Annotated in this window: 20 protein-coding genes and 1 pseudogene; 15 read left to right on the forward strand and 6 right to left on the reverse strand. The window is 71.4% G+C overall.

Annotation, left to right across the window (positions count from 1 at the left end):
* Positions 1-40: 40 nt before the first annotated feature.
* Together P8627_RS17070 and P8627_RS10195 are read left to right on the forward strand one after the other, a co-directional pair.
* A pseudogene (locus tag P8627_RS17070) lies at positions 41-157 on the forward strand (hypothetical protein); the annotation flags it as partial.
* Between the two features lie 94 nt (positions 158-251).
* Entirely contained in the window at positions 252-701 is a 450-nt protein-coding gene (locus tag P8627_RS10195) for a hypothetical protein (RefSeq protein WP_279963992.1), read from the forward strand.
* Here P8627_RS10195 and P8627_RS10200 read toward each other — a convergent pair.
* Positions 659-1,354, reverse strand: coding sequence for a sulfotransferase-like domain-containing protein (locus P8627_RS10200; RefSeq protein WP_279963993.1), 696 nt, complete (start codon positions 1,352-1,354; stop codon positions 659-661). The two genes, P8627_RS10195 and P8627_RS10200, sit on opposite strands and share 43 nt — an antisense overlap.
* Positions 1,355-1,542: 188 nt before the next feature.
* Between P8627_RS10200 and P8627_RS10205 the strand changes: the two genes are divergently transcribed.
* Both P8627_RS10205 and P8627_RS10210 read left to right on the forward strand, forming a co-directional pair.
* Positions 1,543-2,385 carry a c-type cytochrome gene (locus P8627_RS10205; RefSeq protein WP_279963994.1) on the forward strand — a complete coding sequence of 281 codons (843 nt, stop codon included), beginning with the start codon at positions 1,543-1,545 and terminating at the stop codon, positions 2,383-2,385.
* 215 nt (positions 2,386-2,600) lie between these two features.
* Positions 2,601-3,455 (forward strand): 2-keto-4-pentenoate hydratase, encoded by an 855-nt coding sequence (locus tag P8627_RS10210; RefSeq protein ID WP_279963995.1) that lies wholly within the window; start codon positions 2,601-2,603, stop codon positions 3,453-3,455.
* A gap of 17 nt (positions 3,456-3,472) precedes the next feature.
* On the opposite strand, the gene P8627_RS10215 is transcribed toward P8627_RS10210, so the two are convergent.
* Positions 3,473-4,369 carry a D-amino acid aminotransferase gene (locus P8627_RS10215; protein WP_279963996.1) on the reverse strand — a complete coding sequence of 299 codons (897 nt, stop codon included), beginning with the start codon at positions 4,367-4,369 and terminating at the stop codon, positions 3,473-3,475.
* 87 nt (positions 4,370-4,456) lie between these two features.
* Here P8627_RS10215 and P8627_RS10220 point away from each other — a divergent pair, with 87 nt between their 5' ends.
* Entirely contained in the window at positions 4,457-4,600 is a 144-nt protein-coding gene (locus P8627_RS10220) for a hypothetical protein (RefSeq protein ID WP_279963997.1), read from the forward strand.
* 4 nt (positions 4,601-4,604) lie between these two features.
* Here the strand turns inward: P8627_RS10220 and P8627_RS10225 are convergent, their stop codons facing one another.
* Positions 4,605-4,892 carry a YggT family protein gene (locus P8627_RS10225; RefSeq protein WP_279963998.1) on the reverse strand — a complete coding sequence of 96 codons (288 nt, stop codon included), beginning with the start codon at positions 4,890-4,892 and terminating at the stop codon, positions 4,605-4,607.
* Between the two features lie 110 nt (positions 4,893-5,002).
* Here P8627_RS10225 and P8627_RS10230 point away from each other — a divergent pair, with 110 nt between their 5' ends.
* The 5 genes from P8627_RS10230 (at position 5,003) to lhpI (ending at position 10,398) form a co-directional block, all read left to right on the forward strand.
* Complete coding sequence (locus P8627_RS10230) at positions 5,003-5,566, forward strand: acyl-CoA thioesterase (RefSeq protein ID WP_279963999.1); 564 nt, start codon at positions 5,003-5,005, stop codon at positions 5,564-5,566.
* A gap of 117 nt (positions 5,567-5,683) precedes the next feature.
* On the forward strand, positions 5,684-7,087 hold the full coding sequence (locus P8627_RS10235; protein WP_279964000.1) for an MFS transporter: 1,404 nt from the start codon (positions 5,684-5,686) through the stop codon (positions 7,085-7,087).
* A gap of 59 nt (positions 7,088-7,146) precedes the next feature.
* Positions 7,147-7,920: a penicillin-insensitive murein endopeptidase gene (gene mepA, locus P8627_RS10240; protein WP_407932980.1), complete on the forward strand. Its 774-nt coding sequence runs from the start codon at positions 7,147-7,149 to the stop codon at positions 7,918-7,920.
* On the forward strand, positions 7,887-8,735 hold the full coding sequence (locus P8627_RS10245; RefSeq protein ID WP_279964002.1) for an esterase-like activity of phytase family protein: 849 nt from the start codon (positions 7,887-7,889) through the stop codon (positions 8,733-8,735). The genes mepA and P8627_RS10245 overlap by 34 nt, the downstream gene beginning before the upstream one ends.
* Before the next feature lie 10 nt (positions 8,736-8,745).
* Positions 8,746-10,398 (forward strand): cis-3-hydroxy-L-proline dehydratase, encoded by a 1,653-nt coding sequence (gene lhpI, locus P8627_RS10250; protein WP_279964004.1) that lies wholly within the window; start codon positions 8,746-8,748, stop codon positions 10,396-10,398.
* Between the two features lie 105 nt (positions 10,399-10,503).
* On the opposite strand, the gene P8627_RS10255 is transcribed toward lhpI, so the two are convergent.
* On the reverse strand, positions 10,504-11,364 hold the full coding sequence (locus P8627_RS10255; protein WP_279964005.1) for an LOG family protein: 861 nt from the start codon (positions 11,362-11,364) through the stop codon (positions 10,504-10,506).
* Positions 11,365-11,423: 59 nt separating this feature from the next.
* Between P8627_RS10255 and P8627_RS10260 the strand changes: the two genes are divergently transcribed.
* Positions 11,424-12,332 (forward strand): threonine/serine dehydratase, encoded by a 909-nt coding sequence (locus P8627_RS10260; protein WP_279964006.1) that lies wholly within the window; start codon positions 11,424-11,426, stop codon positions 12,330-12,332.
* 91 nt (positions 12,333-12,423) lie between these two features.
* Positions 12,424-13,248, forward strand: a complete 825-nt coding sequence (gene dapD / locus P8627_RS10265; RefSeq protein ID WP_279964007.1) for a 2,3,4,5-tetrahydropyridine-2,6-dicarboxylate N-succinyltransferase — start codon at positions 12,424-12,426, stop codon at positions 13,246-13,248.
* Positions 13,249-13,378: 130 nt separating this feature from the next.
* Here dapD and P8627_RS10270 read toward each other — a convergent pair whose 3' ends face one another.
* Positions 13,379-13,672: a DUF6525 family protein gene (locus tag P8627_RS10270; RefSeq protein WP_279964008.1), complete on the reverse strand. Its 294-nt coding sequence runs from the start codon at positions 13,670-13,672 to the stop codon at positions 13,379-13,381.
* A gap of 144 nt (positions 13,673-13,816) precedes the next feature.
* Between P8627_RS10270 and P8627_RS10275 the strand changes: the two genes are divergently transcribed.
* The 3 genes from P8627_RS10275 to dapE all read left to right on the forward strand — a co-directional run bounded on the left by P8627_RS10275 (position 13,817) and on the right by dapE (position 15,649).
* Positions 13,817-14,065, forward strand: coding sequence for a GlsB/YeaQ/YmgE family stress response membrane protein (locus tag P8627_RS10275; RefSeq protein ID WP_279964009.1), 249 nt, complete (start codon positions 13,817-13,819; stop codon positions 14,063-14,065).
* A 97-nt stretch (positions 14,066-14,162) separates the two neighbouring features.
* A complete protein-coding gene (locus P8627_RS10280) occupies positions 14,163-14,507 on the forward strand; it encodes a hypothetical protein (protein ID WP_279964010.1) in 345 nt (114 codons plus the stop codon).
* Complete coding sequence (gene dapE, locus P8627_RS10285) at positions 14,504-15,649, forward strand: succinyl-diaminopimelate desuccinylase (RefSeq protein WP_279964011.1); 1,146 nt, start codon at positions 14,504-14,506, stop codon at positions 15,647-15,649. Before P8627_RS10280 ends, dapE begins: the two co-directional genes overlap by 4 nt.
* An 84-nt stretch (positions 15,650-15,733) precedes the next feature.
* Here dapE and yaaA read toward each other — a convergent pair whose 3' ends face one another.
* Positions 15,734-16,504 (reverse strand): peroxide stress protein YaaA, encoded by a 771-nt coding sequence (gene yaaA, locus P8627_RS10290; protein WP_279964012.1) that lies wholly within the window; start codon positions 16,502-16,504, stop codon positions 15,734-15,736.

Below are 16,504 nucleotides of genomic sequence, written 5' to 3' on the forward strand. Positions count from 1 at the left end.
CCACCTGGCCCGCGCCGCGCAGCGCCGCGCGCAGGTCGAGATGCTGATCCGCGACTGCCCCGTCCCGGCGCAGGTCCTGGACGCGGTGGACGGGCGCGCGCTGGCGCCGGCGGCCTTGCGCGAGCGATACCGCCCGGGCCTCCATCGCCCGCGCTATCCCTTCGCGCTGAACCCGGGCGAGATCGCTTGCTTTCTTTCGCATCGCGCGGCCTGGGCGCGAGATCGTGGCGGAGGGCTGGGAGGCCGCGTTGGTGATCGAGGACGACGCCGGGATCGATCCGGCCCCGCTGGCCCGCGCCATCGCGCTAGCCGAGGCGCATGCCACGACGGGCTTCGTGCAGTTCCAGACCCGCGCGCCGGGGCCCGGGCGCGCGGTGGCGCAGGACGGCTCGGTCGCGCTCATAGATCCGGAGGTCGTGCCGCTGCGCACGACCTTCAACCTGTTCTCCCGCGCCGCCGCGGCGCGGCTTCTGGAGGCGACGGACCGCTTCGACCGGCCGATCGACACCTTCCTGCAGATGCACTGGGTCACCGGCGTGAAGCCTCTGGTCCTCTGGCCCTCGGGCGCGTCGGAAGCCTCGGCCGCGCTGGGCGGCAGCGTGATCCAGTTGAAGGGCGGGCTAGGCGCGAAGCTGCGGCGCGAGGTGCTGCGGCCGCTCTACCGCGCGGCGATCAGGCGGCGATCGCGCAGGGCGTCGTAGAAGGGCAAAGCCGCGCGCAGCAGGTCGGGCCGGTCGGGCCGGGGCAGCGGGCCCTCGGGCCCCGCGAACCCGGTCGAGCGATGCACCGCGCCGTACCAATGCGAAGCCCAGACGCCGTCCGAGGGATGCCCGCCCGCGGGCCAGGACAGCATCGCGTCCGACCAGGACAGGCCGATCTCGACGCAGAATTTCTGCAGCATTTCCCGTGGGTTGTCGCGCAGGTCGGCGGTGTCGATGACGATCCCGCCGAAGCGGTCGTAGAGCGTGGCCTGCGCGGCGAAGGCGATGTCGGCCTCGGTGATCGTGTCGCGCTTTGCGCCGTAGCTCGCGATGACGCGGGCGGGGTGGCGGATGAGGTGCAGATGCACCGCGCTCTCGGCCCAGGAGAGCGGCATGCCGGCCACCATGTGATGGGCCATATGCTTCTGATAGGAGTGGATTTTCGGCTCCGCCGCGCAGGTGGCCGCGACGGTGGCCGGGTCGCTGGGCTGGCTCGCGAGGATCGCGTCGCGCATCGGGTGGTCGAGGCCGGTGGCGGCCAGGTAGGCGGCGTAGAACGGCTCGTCCATCACCTCGAAGTCCGGGCGATTTCCGAAGGCGTACATCATCGCGGTGGAGAGGTTCCGGGGGCCGGACCAGGCGATAATTCTCATGCGAATTCCATGGGTGATGCGCGGGTGATCTACGGGTGATCTGTGTCGGACGTGTCCGGGCGGGGGTCAAGCCGGGCGGGCGGTCCGGTGCGGCGCGCGGCATCGGCGCATTCCGCGGGCCCGGGGATGAGAGCTTGGTTCGACTCGGCAATGGGCGCATTGTGGTGCCACCAGGGGAGGGCAAGCCCATGAAGATCCGCGTTCTCACGATCGTCGCGATCCTGTCCGGAACCGGAGCGCTGGCCGAACCATCGCTCGAACGCGGCAAATACCTCGTCGAGGGTCCGGCCGCCTGCGGCAATTGCCACACGCCGATGGGACCGCAGGGACCGATCATGGAGATGAACCTGGCGGGCCGCCTGGTGGAGGAGACACCCGGCTTCACCGCCATTTCGGCCAACATCACGCCCGGTGGCCGGGTGAAGGACTGGACGGATATCGAACTCGCCCGGGCGATCCGCGAGGGGATCACGCCGGGCGGGACGCGGGTGATCGGACCGCCGATGCCGATCGTGCTCTACAGCCGGCTGTCGGACGACGATGTGATGTCGATCGTGATGTATCTGCGCAGCGTGCCCGCCGTGGAGAACGATCCGGGCGAGAGCGTGTACAACATTCCGCTCCCGCCGGCCTACGGCCCGCCCGTCGAAGGGGTCCCCCATCCCGAGGAAGGCGTGACGGTGGCCTATGGCGAATATCTCGCGGGGCCGGTGGCGCATTGCATCGAGTGCCACAGCCCGATGGGGCCGATGGGCCCGGACTGGATGAACCAGCTCGGGGCCGGGGGGTTCACGTTCCACGGCCCCTGGGGGACCTCGGTTTCCGCGAACCTCACGCCGCATCCCGAGGACGGGATCGCGAAATGGAGCGACGCGGAGCTGATCCAGATGATCACCACCGCGACCCGCCCGGACGGGACGCCGATGATGCCGCCGATGGGGTTCGGCTATTACAGCCGGATGACCGAAGACGACCTCAAGGCGGTGATCCTGTATCTGCGCCAGATCCCGCCGCTGCCGGACCCGATCTGAGGCGAGACGACCCCATTCAAGGGGCGCGCGGCCGGGCCTAGGGCGAGAGGGCGCGCCTTTGCGCGCGTGACCGACGGCGCGACCCCACACCGCCCTTGCCCCTCCACCGCCCGTCACGCCCCCCGATCCGGCCTGTTGCAGGTCAATGCCCGGGCCGCGGAGCGCGATTAGGCTGGTCTTACGATTTCTCGTTTCGACGACAGGAGGAGGACAGGATGTCCCGATTGAAAGCCACGATCCTGAGCGCCGTCGCGCTCCCGCTGCTCGCGACAGCGGCCATGTCCGAATGCGCCACCGACGCGGAGGTGGCGGCCTACGTGGACGGGTTCCTCGCGGCCCAGCCGACCCGCGCGCTCGCGGCGGGCGGCACGATGGAGGACGCGCTTTGCACGCAGGCCAAGGTCGTGGCGATGCTGACGCAGGAGATGGGCCCGGTGATCGGCTACAAGGCCGGCCTGACCAGCGCGCCCGCGCAGGAGCGGTTCGGCGCGTCAGAGCCCGTCCACGGCGTTCTCTACCGGGACATGTTGCTGGAGAACGGCGCCGCCGTCGCCGCGCAATTCGGCGCCCGTCCCGTCTTCGAGGCGGATCTGATCCTGGTGGTCGGCAGCGACGCGATCAACCAGGCATCCTCGGCGGAGGAGGCGATCGCGCATATCTCGGCCGTGCATCCCTTCCTCGAACTGGCCGACGTGTCCTATGCGACCGACGAGCCGGTGAACGCGATCACCCTGACGGCCAATGGCGTCGCCGCCAAGCTGGGCGTCCTGGGCGCGGCCATTCCCGTGGACGACGCCGCGGAGATGCTGGCGGCGCTGGAGACGATGACGGTGACGGTGACCGCCTCCGACGGGGAGGTGCTGTCCTCGGCGCAGGGATCTGCCGTGCTCGGCAATCCCGTGAACGCCGCTTTGTGGCTGATGTCGAAGGAGATCGTGTTCAAGCCGGGCGATCTGATCAGCGTGGGCTCGATCGGGCCCCTCATGCCGCCGGCCAAGGCGAACGGCCGGGCCGAGGCGCGCTATGTCGGCCTGCCCGGCGACCCGGTCGTCAGCGTCGTCTTCGAATAGGGGGCGGTGCGGGGGCCTCAGGCCCCCACCAGCTCCCGGTAGAGGCCCCGGATCCGCTCGGTGACGGGGCCCAGTTCGCCGAGGCCGATGATGCGGCCGTCGATTTCGCCGACGGGGGTCTGCGCGCCGAAGGTGCCGGTGAGGAAGGCCTCGTCGGCGCCGTAGGTGTCCACGAGCGAGAAATTGCGCTCGTGGCAGGGGATGCCGTTGGCGTGACAGAGGTCGATGACCTTCTGCCGGGTGATGCCGTTCATGCAGTAATCGCCGGTCGAGGTCCAAACCGCGCCGCGGCGGACGATGAAGAAGTTGCAGGCATTGGTGGTGTTCACGAAGCCGTGGATATCCAGCATCAGCGCCTCGTCCGCGCCGGCCTTCTCGGCGGCGATGCAGGCGAGGATGCAGTTGAGCTTGGAATGCGAGTTGAGCTTGGGGTCCTGCGTCATCGGCAGCCCGCGCAGATGCGGCACGGTGGCGAGCTTGACGGGGCGCGGGATCTTCGGGCGCGAATGCTCCATGATGATCACCATGGTCGGGCCCTGGGTCGACAGGCGCGGGTGCTGGAAGGGCAGGCGCTTGACGCCGCGGGTGACCATCAGGCGGGCATGGGCGTCGGTCACCATCCCGTTGGCGGCGCGGGTCTCCTCCAGTGCGGCCATCACCTGGTCGGGGGTCATCCCGATATCGAGGTCGATGGCCTTGGCCGCCTCGAAAAGCCGGGCGATATGCTCGTCCGGGAAGGTCCAGCGCCCATCGTAGAGGCGCAGCCCCTCCCAGACGCCGTCGCCCAGCATGAACCCGCTGTCATAGACGCTGACCACGGCCTCGGGCCGGGGCTTGAGCGTGCCGTTCACCCAGATGAGGATCGCCGCGTTGCGCGCGTCTTCCTCGGCCTCGTGCGTGCTGATCTTCTCCATGCGGGCGACGTTGCCGTCACGGGCCCGTGATTTGCAAGCGGGTGCGGGCCGGGTCAGAATGAACCGACCGGTTCAGGAGGGGCCGCCATGACCAAAGCCGAGATCTCGAACCTCAAGCTCGCCGTGCTGCTGCTGGCGATGCTCCTGGGATTCGTGCTTCAGGCCGCGGCGCAGCGCGGCGGGCATGTCGCCTGCGACGCCTGCCGGCCGGCCGCTATCGAGACCTCCTGAGGGGTCAGTAGAAGGCGGTCGCGTTGTTGATGAGCACGGTGCGGAGCGCGAAGATCCCCAGGATCACGATCAGCGGCGCGAGGTCGAGCCCACCCATGCTGGGCAATGCGCGCCGGATCGGGCCGTAGAGCGGCTCGAGCAGGCGGTTCAGCCCATCCCAGATCTGCGCGACCAGCGGCTGCTGCAGGTTCAGAACGCCGAAATTGATCAGCCACGACATGATGATGTGGATGATGATGATGGTCTGCGCGACCGAGAGCAGCATCATCAGGATCTGGAGCAGGGACGTCATGCGCGGGCCTCTCGTTGCGGTGCCCGTGATCTAGGCAGTGCGGCCCGCCCCCGCAACCTGACGCGTCGTTTCGCTTGACGCGCGCGTCACCGCGACCCACCTCGCCCCCCATGTACCCGTTCGCCCGCCTGATCTGGCAGACCCTCGCCGCCCGCCGCGCGCCCAAGATGGCGCCGCTGGACACGCATGTCTCGCACCACCGCTGCTGGCCCTGGGACCTGGACGGGTTCCTTGAGCTCAACAACGGGCGGATCCTGACGCTCTATGACCTCGGGCGCTTCGGGGCCGGGGTGCGGATGGGGCTGATGGCGGCGCTGAAGCGGCGCGGCTGGGGCCTGGCCGTCGCGGGGGCGAGCGTGCGCTACCGCAAGCGCGTCACCGCCTTCCAGCGCATCGAGATGCGGACCCGCTGCGCCGGCTGGGACGACCGCTTCGTCTATATCGTGCAGTCGATGTGGGTGGGCGGCACCTGCACCTCCGAGGCGCTGCTGCGCACGGCGGTGGTTGCCGACCGCAAGGCGGTGCCGCCGGGCGAGGTGCTGGCCGAGCTAGGCTGGCAGGGCGACCCGCCGCGCCTGCCCGCCTGGGTCGCGGCCTGGATCGCCGCCGAGGGCACGCGTCCCTGGCCGCCCGAGGCCCTGCCCGAGGCTCATCGCCCGCCCCACGCCGCCTGAACCGTCGCCGATCCGGGCACCGAGGCGGGCGCCGTCCCGATCCGCGCCCTGTCACGCGGGCGTTGCGCGCCCCCGCAAGCCCTGCCTAAGGTCCGGCAGGCTTGGGGAGAGCAAGGAATGACCGACGGAACCGCCGCGAGCGGCGTGGCCTCGCCCGTGGGCGTCGATACCAGCGTGGCGCTGAAGAAGCGCGTGCGCGGCTGGATGATGTTCGACTTCGCCAGCCAGCCCTACAACACGCTGCTGCTGACCTTCATCTTCGGCCCCTATTTCGCGACCGTGGTCGGCGACCCGGTGGCCGCGCAGTCGATGTGGGGCTTCGCGATCGGGTTGGCGGGGCTCGCCATCGCCGTCGCGGCGCCGGTTCTGGGTGCGCTGGCCGATGCGTCGGGGCGGCACCTCGCCTGGATCTGGTTTTTCTCGCTTCTCTACGTGATCGGCGCGGCGGCGCTGTGGTTCGCGGTGCCGGGGGCGGAGGGGGTGCTCCTGATCCTCGCGGCCTTCTGCATCGGGCTGGTAGGCATGGAATCCGCCACGATCTTTACCAACGCTATGCTGCCGACGCTGGGCCCGCGCGACGAGATCGGGCGCATCTCGGGCTCGGGCTGGGCGCTGGGCTATGTGGGCGGCGTGCTGGCGCTGGTGGTGATGCTGCTCTTCTTCGCCGAGAACGCGGCGGGGGTGACGCTGCTGGGCATCGCGCCGCTGCTGGGGCTGGACCCGGAGACGCGCGAAGGCACGCGCTTCGTCGGGCCCTTCGCGGCGCTCTGGTACGCGGTCTTCATGGTGCCCTTCTTCCTCTGGGTGCGGCCGGTGCGGACGGCGCGGCAGGCGCTGCCGCTGTCGCGGGCGCTGCGGACGCTGGCCGATACGCTGAAGAAGCTGCCGCGCACGCCGGGCTTCAGCGCCTATCTGGGCGCCTCGATGCTCTATCGCGACGCGCTGAACGGGCTTTACACCTTCGGCGGCATCTACACCGTGGGCGTGCTCGGCTGGTCGGTGATCGACGTGGGCGTCTTCGGGATCCTGGCCGCCGTGACGGGAGCGATCTTCGCCTGGGCCGGCGGGCGCGCCGACCGGGCGCGGGGGCCGAAGCCGGTGATCATCTTCTGCGTGATCACGCTGCTGGTGGTGACCTGCCTCGTGGTCACGGTTTCGCCGCGCTCGGTGCTGGGCCTGCCGGTGCCCGAGGGTTCGGCCCTGCCGACCATCGCCTTCTACGTGATCGGCGCGGTGATCGGCGCGGCGGGCGGCGCGCTCCAGGCGTCGAGCCGGACGATGCTGGTGCGCCAGGCCAACCCCGCGCGCATCACCGAGGGCTTCGGGCTCTATGCGCTGGCGGGCAAGGCCACGGCCTTCCTCGCGCCGATGCTGATCGGCTGGGTGACGCTGGTGAGCGGAAGTCAGCAATTGGGGATTCTGCCCATCGCGGGCCTGTTCATCGCCGGATTGATCCTGCTAGCTTGGGTCAAACCGGAAGGGGAACACGCCGCATGGTCCGCACAGCCCTCATCTGCCTGATATCGCTGTTTTTCGCCGGGGCCGCGCAGGCCCAGCTCGCCAAGGAGCAATTCGGCGCCATGTCGCGGCCCTCGGCCCAGCGGGCCGAGCCCTTCGGCAGCTATGCCAAGGGCTGCGCCGCGGGGCTGGTGCAGCTGCCCGAGACCGGCCCGAGCTGGCAGGCGATGCGGCTGTCGCGCAACCGCAACTGGGGCCATCCGGAGCTGGTCGACCTGGTGCAGGATATCGGCCGGCACATGGACCGGATCGGCTGGGGCGGCATCTATGTGGGCGATCTGAGCCAGCCGCGCGGCGGTCCGATGCTGACCGGCCACCGCAGCCACCAGATCGGGCTCGACGCCGATATCTGGCTCTACCCGGCGACCGACATGACGCTGAGCCGCCGCCAGCGCGAGGAGATCTCGGCCGTTTCGATGCGCCGGGCGGAGGGCGCCTATGTCAATTCCAACTGGAGCCGCGGCCAGCACGAGCTGGTGAAGCGCGCCGCGCAGGACCCGCGCACGGCCCGGATCTTCATCTTCCCCGGCGCCAAGGTGCAGATGTGCGAGGACGAGACCGGCGACCGGTCCTGGCTGCGCAAGGTGCGGCCCTGGTACGGGCATCACTACCACATGCATGTGCGCATCGCCTGTCCGCGCGGGGCCCGCGGCTGCGTGGACCAGGACCCGCCGCCGCCCGGCGACGGCTGCGCGGATGCGCGGCAATGGGTGGCCAATATCCTCAACCCGCCGCCGCCCGACCCGAACGCGCCCCCGCCCCGGCCGCGGCGCGAACTGACGCTCGCGGACCTGCCGCAGCAATGCTCCTCCGTGCTCTCTGCGTCCTCGCGCTAGGAAGCCTTCCCCTCTCCGCGGCCGAGTATCTGGGCAGCCACACCTGGCGGCCCGACTGGCACGGGGCGGGCGGCTTCTCGGCGCTGTGGCTCGCCCCCGACGGGGCGGGCTTCGTCGCGCTGTCCGATCGCGGCGGCTGGGTGCGCGGCGCGCTGGCGCGCGACGGGCAGGGCGCGGTGTCGGGCGTCGCGGTCGCGGAGCGCGGCGGGCTCCTGCGGTCGGACGGGGACGCGCTGCGCCGGGACGAAAGCGATGCCGAGGCGATCGCGCGCGTGGGCGACACCTGGTTCGTGGCCTTCGAGGGGCTGCACCGGGTGATGCGCCATCCCGACCTCGCCGAAGCGGCCGAGCGGATGCCGCAGGCCGAGGCGTTCGAGGATCTCGGGTCCAATTCCGGGCTGGAGGCGCTGGCCGCCGATGCCGCGGGAACGCTCTACGCGATCCCCGAGCGGTCGGGGAGCCTGGCGCGGCCCTTCCCGGTCTGGCGCTTCCGGGATGGCGCCTGGGACGAGGCCTTCGCGCTGCGCCGCGATGGGCGGTTCCTGGTGGCGGGGGCCGATGTGGGCCCGGACGGGCGGCTGTACCTGCTGGAGCGGGATTTTGCGCTGGTGGGCTTCCGCTCGCGGCTGCGCAGCTTCGATCTGTCGGGCGGCGACGAGCGGCTGGAGCTGGAGACCGCGCTTCGCGCGCATGACAATCTCGAAGGGCTCGCCGTCTGGCGCGACGCGGCGGGGCGCTTGCGCGCGACGATGATCTCCGACGACAACCTGCGGGCGCTGCAGCGCACCGAATTCGTCGACTACCTGCTGGAATGAAGGGGCACGCATGGCCGATCTGATCGTCCCGGCCACGGCCGAGGGCCCGGTTCTCGCCTGCACCGAGGGGCTGAGCTTCTGGGGCGGGGTCGACCCGGCGACGGGGCGCATCGTCGACGCGCACCACCCGCAGGCGGGGGCGGAGCTGGCGGGGCGCGTGGTGCTGATGCCGACCTCGCGCGGGTCCTGCACCGGGTCGGGCGTGCTGTTGGACCTGGCGCTCACCGGCCGGGCCCCGGCGGCGCTGATCTTCCGCGAGGGCGAGGACGTTCTGACGCTGGGCGCGCTGGTGGCGGGGCTTTTGTTCGAGCGGGCGCTGCCGGTGGTGCGGCTGGGCGCGGCGGATTGGGACCGCGTGGCCGCCGCCGGCCATGTTCGGATCGCGGACGATACGCTGACGGCGGACGGGTCGCGCCTGCCGCTCCTCCGGGCCGATCCGGCGGGCCTGCAGCTCTCGGACGCGGACCGCGCGATGTTGGAGGGCGCCGAGGGCGAGTCCGCGGCGCTGGCGATGCGGATCGTCGCCACCATGGCGGTGGCGCAGGGCGCGCGGCGGCTGATTGGGGTGACGCGCGGCCATATCGACGGCTGCATCTACGCCGCGCCCGCGATGCTGACCTTCGCCGAGCGGATGGCCGATCTGGGCGCGCGGGTCCGCATCCCGACCACGACCAACGCAATCTCGGTCGACCACGCGAACTGGCGCGAGCAGGGCGTGCCCGAGGCGTTCGGCGGCCCGGCGCAGCGGCTGGCCGACGCCTATGTCCGGATGGGCGCGGCGCCGAGCTTCACCTGCGCGCCCTACTTGCTGGAAACCCCGCCCGCGCCCGGCGAAGTGATCGCCTGGGCGGAATCGAACGCGGTGATCTACGCCAATTCGGTGCTGGGCGCGCGCACGATCAAGCATGCCGATTTCATGGATTTGTGCATCGCCGTGACGGGGCGCGCGCCCGAGGCGGGGGTCTACTTGCAGGCCGCGCGCGCGCCGGCGCGGATCCTGGAGGTCACGCTGCCCGAGCCCGCCGACGGCGCGGTCTGGCCGCTTCTGGGCTGGCTCGCGGGCCGCGCGGCGCCGGACCGGATCCCGCGCCTCGAAGGCCTGGCGGGGACGGCGCCGTCGCCCGACGACCTGAAGGCGCTTTGCGCGGCGTTCGGGACGACCTCGGCGGCGCCGATGCTGCATATCGCGGGCATCACGCCCGAAGCCGGGCTCGCACCGCGCGCGGGCGCCGACCGCGTGTTGATCGGCCCCGCGGATTTCGCCGCCGCGCGCGCCGAGCTGGCGCTGGCGCCGGGGCCCGTGGACCTGGTGGCGCTGGGCTCGCCGCATGCCTCGGCCGCGGAGGCCCGGGGCTTCGCCGCGCTGATGGTGGGGCGGCGGCGGGCCGAGGGGACCCGGGTGATCCTGACGCTGGGCCGCGCCACGCTGGCGGAGCTGTCGGGCGACGGCACGCTCGCGGCCTTGCAGGCGGCGGGGGTCACGGTGCTGCCCGATCTCTGCTGGTGCTCGATCTCGGAGCCGGTCTTTCCGCCCACGGCGCGCCGGGTGCTGACCGACTCGGGCAAATATGCGCATTACGGGCCCGCGCTGTCGGGACGGGAGGTGGGGCTCGCGAGCCTCGCCGCCTGCGCCGAGGCGGCCGTCGCGGGGCGCGTCGGCTAGGGCGGGCCGGGGGCGCCGCCCGTCGTCCATCGGGCTCGAACCGATGGCGCCACGATGAACGACCCCCGAGGTATGTCCGGCCAGAGGAAGAGGGGCCCGGTTGCCTCAGCCCTCGACGCGGTTCGGGATGAAGTCGCGGCGGGTGCGGGGCAGGTGCCAGTCATCCATGCAGGCCATCGCGTCCTCGGCCGTCTCGACGAAGCGGAACAGGTCGAGATCGTCGTCGCCGATGGTGCCCGCGTCCTGCAGCGCCTCCCAATCGACGATGCGGCGCCAGAATTCCTCGCCGAAGAGCAGAAACGGCACACGCTCCATCCGGCCGGTCTGGATCAGGGTGAGCGTCTCGAAGAGCTCGTCGAGCGTGCCGAAGCCGCCGGGGAAGACGCAGATCGCCGCCGCGCGGGTCAGGAAATGCATCTTCCGGATCGCGAAATAGTGGAAGTTGAAGCTGAGCTCCGGCGTGACGAAGGAATTCGGCGCCTGCTCGTGCGGCAGCACGATGTTGAGGCCGATCGACCGGCCCCCGGCATCGGCCGCGCCGCGATTGCCGGCTTCCATCACGCCGGGCCCGCCGCCGGTGACGATGACGTTCTCGCGCCCGCCCGAGTCCGCGAGGCTGCGCTCGGTGACCATCTGCGCGAAGCGCCGCGCCTCGTCATATTGCTTCGACAGGCCCGCCAGCGTCGCCGTGCGGGCGTCGCCCGCGCGTTCGGGCCGCGGGATGCGCGCGCCGCCGAAGAGCACGATGGTGCTCTCGACCTCCGCCTCGTCGAGAAGCAGCGTGGTCTTCAGAAGCTCCAGCTGCAGACGGACCGGGCGCAGCTCCTCGCGGCAGAGGAAATCCTCGTCGGCATAGGCCAGCCGGTAGGCGGGCGAGCGCGTCTGCGGCGTCTGCGGCACGCCCTCGGCGGTGGAGACGTCCTCGCGCGAGCGGCGCATCGGGTGGCGGCGGTCCTGTTCGGTCATGGGCTGTCCTTGGCACGGCGGGTCGGGGCGGTGTAACAGCCCGCGAGGGGGGACGCATCATGGATTGGCAGGGCGAGATCGCCGCAGCACGCAGCCGCATCCGGGGCCATGCGCGGGTCACGCCGGTGGCGCGGCTGACGCTTGGCGGGCACGACATCGAGGTGAAGCTGGAGCAGATGCAGCTGACCGGCAGCTTCAAGGCGCGCGGCGCCTTCAACACGCTGCTCTCGGTGGATGTACCGGCGGCGGGCGTGGTCGCGGCGTCGGGCGGCAATCACGGCGCGGCCGTGGGCTTCGCCGCCGCCGCGCTGGGCCATCCGGCGCATATCTTTGTCCCCGAAGTGGCGGGCCCGGCAAAGATCGCCGTCATCGAACGCTCGGGCGCGACCTGCCACGTGGTGCCGGGCCTTTACGCCGACGCGCTGGAGGCCGCGCGGGCGCACGAGGCGGAGACCGGCGCGATGCAGGTCCATGCCTATGATGCGGTGCCCACCGTGGCCGGGCAGGGCACCTGCTTCGCCGAATGGGACGCGCAGGGGCTGGAGGCCGACACGGTGCTGGTCGCCGTGGGCGGCGGCGGGCTGATCGCGGGCGCGCTGGCGCATTGGGCGGGCCGCCGCAAGGTCGTCGCGGTCGAGCCGCGCCTGTCCCGCGCGCTGCATGCGGCGCTGGAAGCCGGCGAGCCGGTCGACGTGCCGGTGTCAGGCGTGGGGGCGAACGCGCTGGGCGCCAAGCGGATCGGGTCGATCGCCTTCGAGCTGGCGCGGGGCATGGAGGCGGTCGTGGTCGAGGACGCGGCGATCCTGGAGGCGCAGCGCGTGCTCTGGCAGGAGGCGCGGCAGCTGGTCGAGCCGGCGGGCGCCTGCGCGCTGGCGGGCCTTCTGTCGGGCGCCTACCGGCCCGCGCCGGGCGAGCGGGTCGCCGTGCTGGTCTGCGGCGCCAACCCGGCGCCCGACCCGCTGGGCTGAGGCGGCGCGCGAGACCCGGCGGGATTGCCGGGGCGGGGGCGGGCGGCTAAGGACGCGCGAACCCCAACGCGCCCCCGGAGGATCGCCGCCCATGTCGACCGAGCAGCTGGAACCCGTCATCGAAGCCGCCTGGGAGGCCCGCGACCGCATCACGCCGCAGACCACCGGCGAGACGCGCGAGGCCATCGAGGCGACGCTCGACGCGCTGGACAAGGGCGAGCTGCGCGTGGCCGAGAAGCGCGGCGCCGACTGGCACGTCAACCAATGGGCCAAGAAGGCCGTGCTGCTCGGCTTCCGCCTCAAGGACATGGCGCCGCAATCGGGCGGGCCGCAGGGCGGCACCTGGTGGGACAAGGTCGACAGCAAGTTCCAGGGCTGGAACGCCGCCGCCTGGGAGACTGCGGGCTTTCGCGCGGTCCCGAACTGCATCGTGCGCCGCTCGGCCTATATCGCGCCGGGCGTGGTGCTGATGCCGAGCTTCGTGAACCTGGGCGCCTATGTCGACAGCGGCACGATGGTCGACACCTGGGCCACGGTGGGCAGCTGCGCGCAGATCGGCAAGAACGTGCACCTGTCGGGCGGCGTGGGCATCGGCGGCGTGCTGGAGCCGATGCAGGCGGGGCCCACGATCATCGAGGATGACTGCTTCATCGGGGCGCGGTCGGAGGTGGTCGAGGGCTGCATCGTGCGCGAGGGCTCGGTGCTGGGCATGGGCGTGTTCATCGGCAAGTCGACCAAGATCCTCGACCGCGAGACCGGCGAGGTGACCTATGGCGAGGTGCCCGCGGGCTCGGTGGTCGTCGCGGGCTCGATGCCGTCGAAGGGCGGCGTGCATCTCTACTGCGCGGTGATCGTGAAGAAGGTGGACGCGCGGACGCGGTCGAAGACGTCGATCAACGAGCTGTTGCGGGACTGAGGGGCCGGGCGAGGCGAGGGGTTGCGCCCGACGTCGCCCCGAGAACTTGGGCGCCCTGCGGGGCCTGACGGCCCCGCGCATCGGGCGCATGGCTTTCGGGACGCCCGTTGCCTAGACGACGCCCCCCACCCTATCGTTCCTTCGCCGCCGCGCCCGCCTTCATCTCGGCCTCGCGCTGCAGGGTCAGGGCGTCCTGGGCCAGCCGGGCGTCCTCCAGCGCGTTCATATAGGCCACGGCCTTCGAGGTCCGGCCGAGGCCCTTCCACATCGCGCGGCGCCAGGCGCGCCGGGCCGAGGCAGGCGACCAGGGCAGGCGCGCCTCGGCCAGCCATTCGCGCAGCGCGCGGGGCAGGGCGTCGAATTCCGCCATGTTGTCGCGCCGCGCCTTGGACAGCTTGAGCGAGGTGCGCTGGTTGTCAGACATCTGCGCCGCTCCGATCCGGGGACGGGGTTCAGATGGGGTCGCCGCGGCCCGGGGTCAAATCGGCCGCCAGCGCCCGGGGCGGCGTGGAACCCGCCTGCAGGGCGTGCGTTTTGCACCCGTCACAACCATGAAGGGATTTCTGACATGAACGGCCTCGGAATACTCGCCTCGATCATCGTGGGCGGCCTGGCGGGCTGGATCGCCAGCATGATCATGAAGGCCGATACCGGTCTTTTCCTCAACATCATCCTCGGCATCGTCGGCGCGATCGTCGCCAATTTCCTGCTGGGCATCCTCGGGATCATGGCCTCGCCCACCGTCGTCGCGCAGCTGATCGTCGGCATCATCGGCGCTTGCATCCTGATCGGGGTCGTGCGCGCCGTGCGGCGCTGAGGATAAGTCCGCCAAGCCTTCGCGCCGCCCCCCGGGGCGGCGCGCCGGCATCCGGGCCTCGCTTGACAGGCCCGCGCTGCCCCCGCAGACGCGGGGCATGAGCGAAAAACCCAAGCGCCCCCATCACGTCTACACCCTGCTGGTCGAGGTCGGCCGGAAGGCCGGCGACGGCCTGCCCGAGGGCGCCTCGGGCGCGGCGCTGATGTGCTACGCCTCCGGCGTGGACGAGGACGAGGCCGTGCGCGAGACGGTCGCCGTGCTCAAGACAGCCGACATGAACGTGCTGGAGGTGACGGGCTACGGCTCGCTCGAGGAGCGCGAGGCCGAGGGCCACGACATCGAGGCCGACGAGCGCGCGCTGATGGCGCGGGCGCGCGACGAGAACTCGGTCGTCGTGGCGCAGACCACCGTGTTCCGCGAGGGCGACGAGGCGGACGGATGAGCGTCGATCCCGTCGCGCTGACCGCCGAACTGGTCCGCTGCCCCTCGGTCACGCCCGAGGAGGGCGGCGCGCTGGTCCTGCTGGAGCGCCTGCTGTCCGGGGCGGGCTTCGCCTGCAGCCGGGTCGACCGCAACGGCACCGCGAACCTCTTCGCGCGCTGGGGCGCGAAGGGCCATCCCCGCACCTTCGGCTTCAACGGCCACACCGACGTGGTGCCGGTGGGCGACGCGAGCGCTTGGACGCATGACCCGTTCGGCGCCAAGATCGCGGATGGCTGGCTCTACGGGCGGGGCGCCACGGACATGAAATCGGGCGTCGCGGCCTTCGCCGCCGCCGCCATCGACTTCGTGCGGGACACGCCGCCCGACGGCGCCGTCGTGCTGGCGATCACCGGCGACGAGGAGGGCGAGGCGACCGACGGAACCGCGGCGCTCCTCGACTGGATGGCGGCCGAGGGCGAGCGGATGGAGCTCTGCCTCGTGGGCGAGCCGACCTGCCCGGAGCATATGGGCCAGATGATCAAGATCGGGCGGCGCGGCTCGATGACGGCTTGGTTCACCTTCCGCGGCCGGCAGGGCCATGCCGCCTATCCGCATCTCGCGCTGAACCCGCTGCCCGCGATGGCGCGGCTGATGGCGGAGCTGTCGGCGCATGAGCTGGACCGGGGGACCGCGCATTTCGATCCGTCGACGCTGGCCGTCGTCACGATGGATGTGGGCAACCCCGCCAACAACGTGATCCCCGCCGAGGGGCGCGCCTGCGTCAATATCCGCTTCAACGACGCGCATAGCGGCGCCGGGCTGTCGGACTGGCTGCGCGGCGAGGCGGCGCGGATGGCGGCCGAGACGGGCATCGAGATCGAGATCCGGATCAAGATCTCGGGCGAGAGCTTCCTCACGCCGCCGGGACGGCTGTCGGTTCTGGTCGCGAACGCGGTGCAGGTCGAGACGAACCGCGTCCCCGAGCTCTCCACCACGGGCGGCACCTCGGATGCGCGCTTCGTGAAGGATCACTGCCCGGTGGTGGAGTTCGGGCTGGTGGGCCACCGGATGCATGCCGTGGACGAGCGGGTCCGCGTCGAGCAGATCGGGCAATTGAAGGCGATCTACGGGCGGGTGCTGCGGGATTATTTCGCGGGCTGACCAAAGGGAAATGCCAGCGCCGGTCCGCGGCGCTGGCACAGCGCGCCTTGCGGCCCTTGGTCCGTGCCTAGCCCGGACCCCGCCTCAGGCCGCCTTCTGCGCCGTGTCTGCGCGCAGGAAGACCGGGTTCTCGGCCGCCGACATCTCGCGCTGCCATTCGTAGCCGCCTGTGTCGAAGCCGCGCAGGTCCTCGGGCTCCTCGATGCGGTTCTCGATCACCCAGCGGGCCATCGCGCCGCGGGCCTGCTTGGCGAAGAAGCTGACCTGCTTCGGCCCGCCGGGCTTGTCCTCGAGGAAGGTCGGCGTGATCACCGGCAGCTCCAGCGCGACGGGATCGACGGCGGAGAAATACTCGCGGCTGGCGCAGTTGAGAAGATAGGCCGCGCCCGCCGCCTCGGCCGCCGCGTTCAGCGCATCGGCGAGCTTGCGGTCCCAGAAGTCGTACAGATCGTCGCCGCGCGCGGTCTTCAGTTTCGATCCCATCTCGAGCCGGTAGGGCCGCATCGCGTCGAGCGGGCGCAAGAGCCCGTAGAGACCCGACAGGATGCGCAGCCGGTCCTGCCCCTGGCGGATCGCGTCGGCGTCCAGCGTCGCGGCGTCGAGCCCGGTATAGGTGTCGCCCGCGAAGGTGTGGATCGCCGCCGTCTCGGGCGCGGCGTCCCAGTCGCGGAAGCGGTCGTGGTTCAGGCGGGCGAGCTTCTCGCTGATCGACATCAGCGTCATCAGGTCCTGCACGCCCAGCGCGCCCATCGCGTCGAGCAGTTCGGCGGTGTCGTCGGCGAAGGCGGGCGCGCTCTCCGCGCGGCCCTTGGGCGCGTCGTGGAGCTTCTTGGCGGGGGAAATCACGGTCAGCAT

Source organism: Jannaschia sp. GRR-S6-38, assembly GCF_029853695.1.
In the GTDB taxonomy this organism is placed as follows: Bacteria; Pseudomonadota; Alphaproteobacteria; order Rhodobacterales; family Rhodobacteraceae; genus Jannaschia; species Jannaschia ovalis.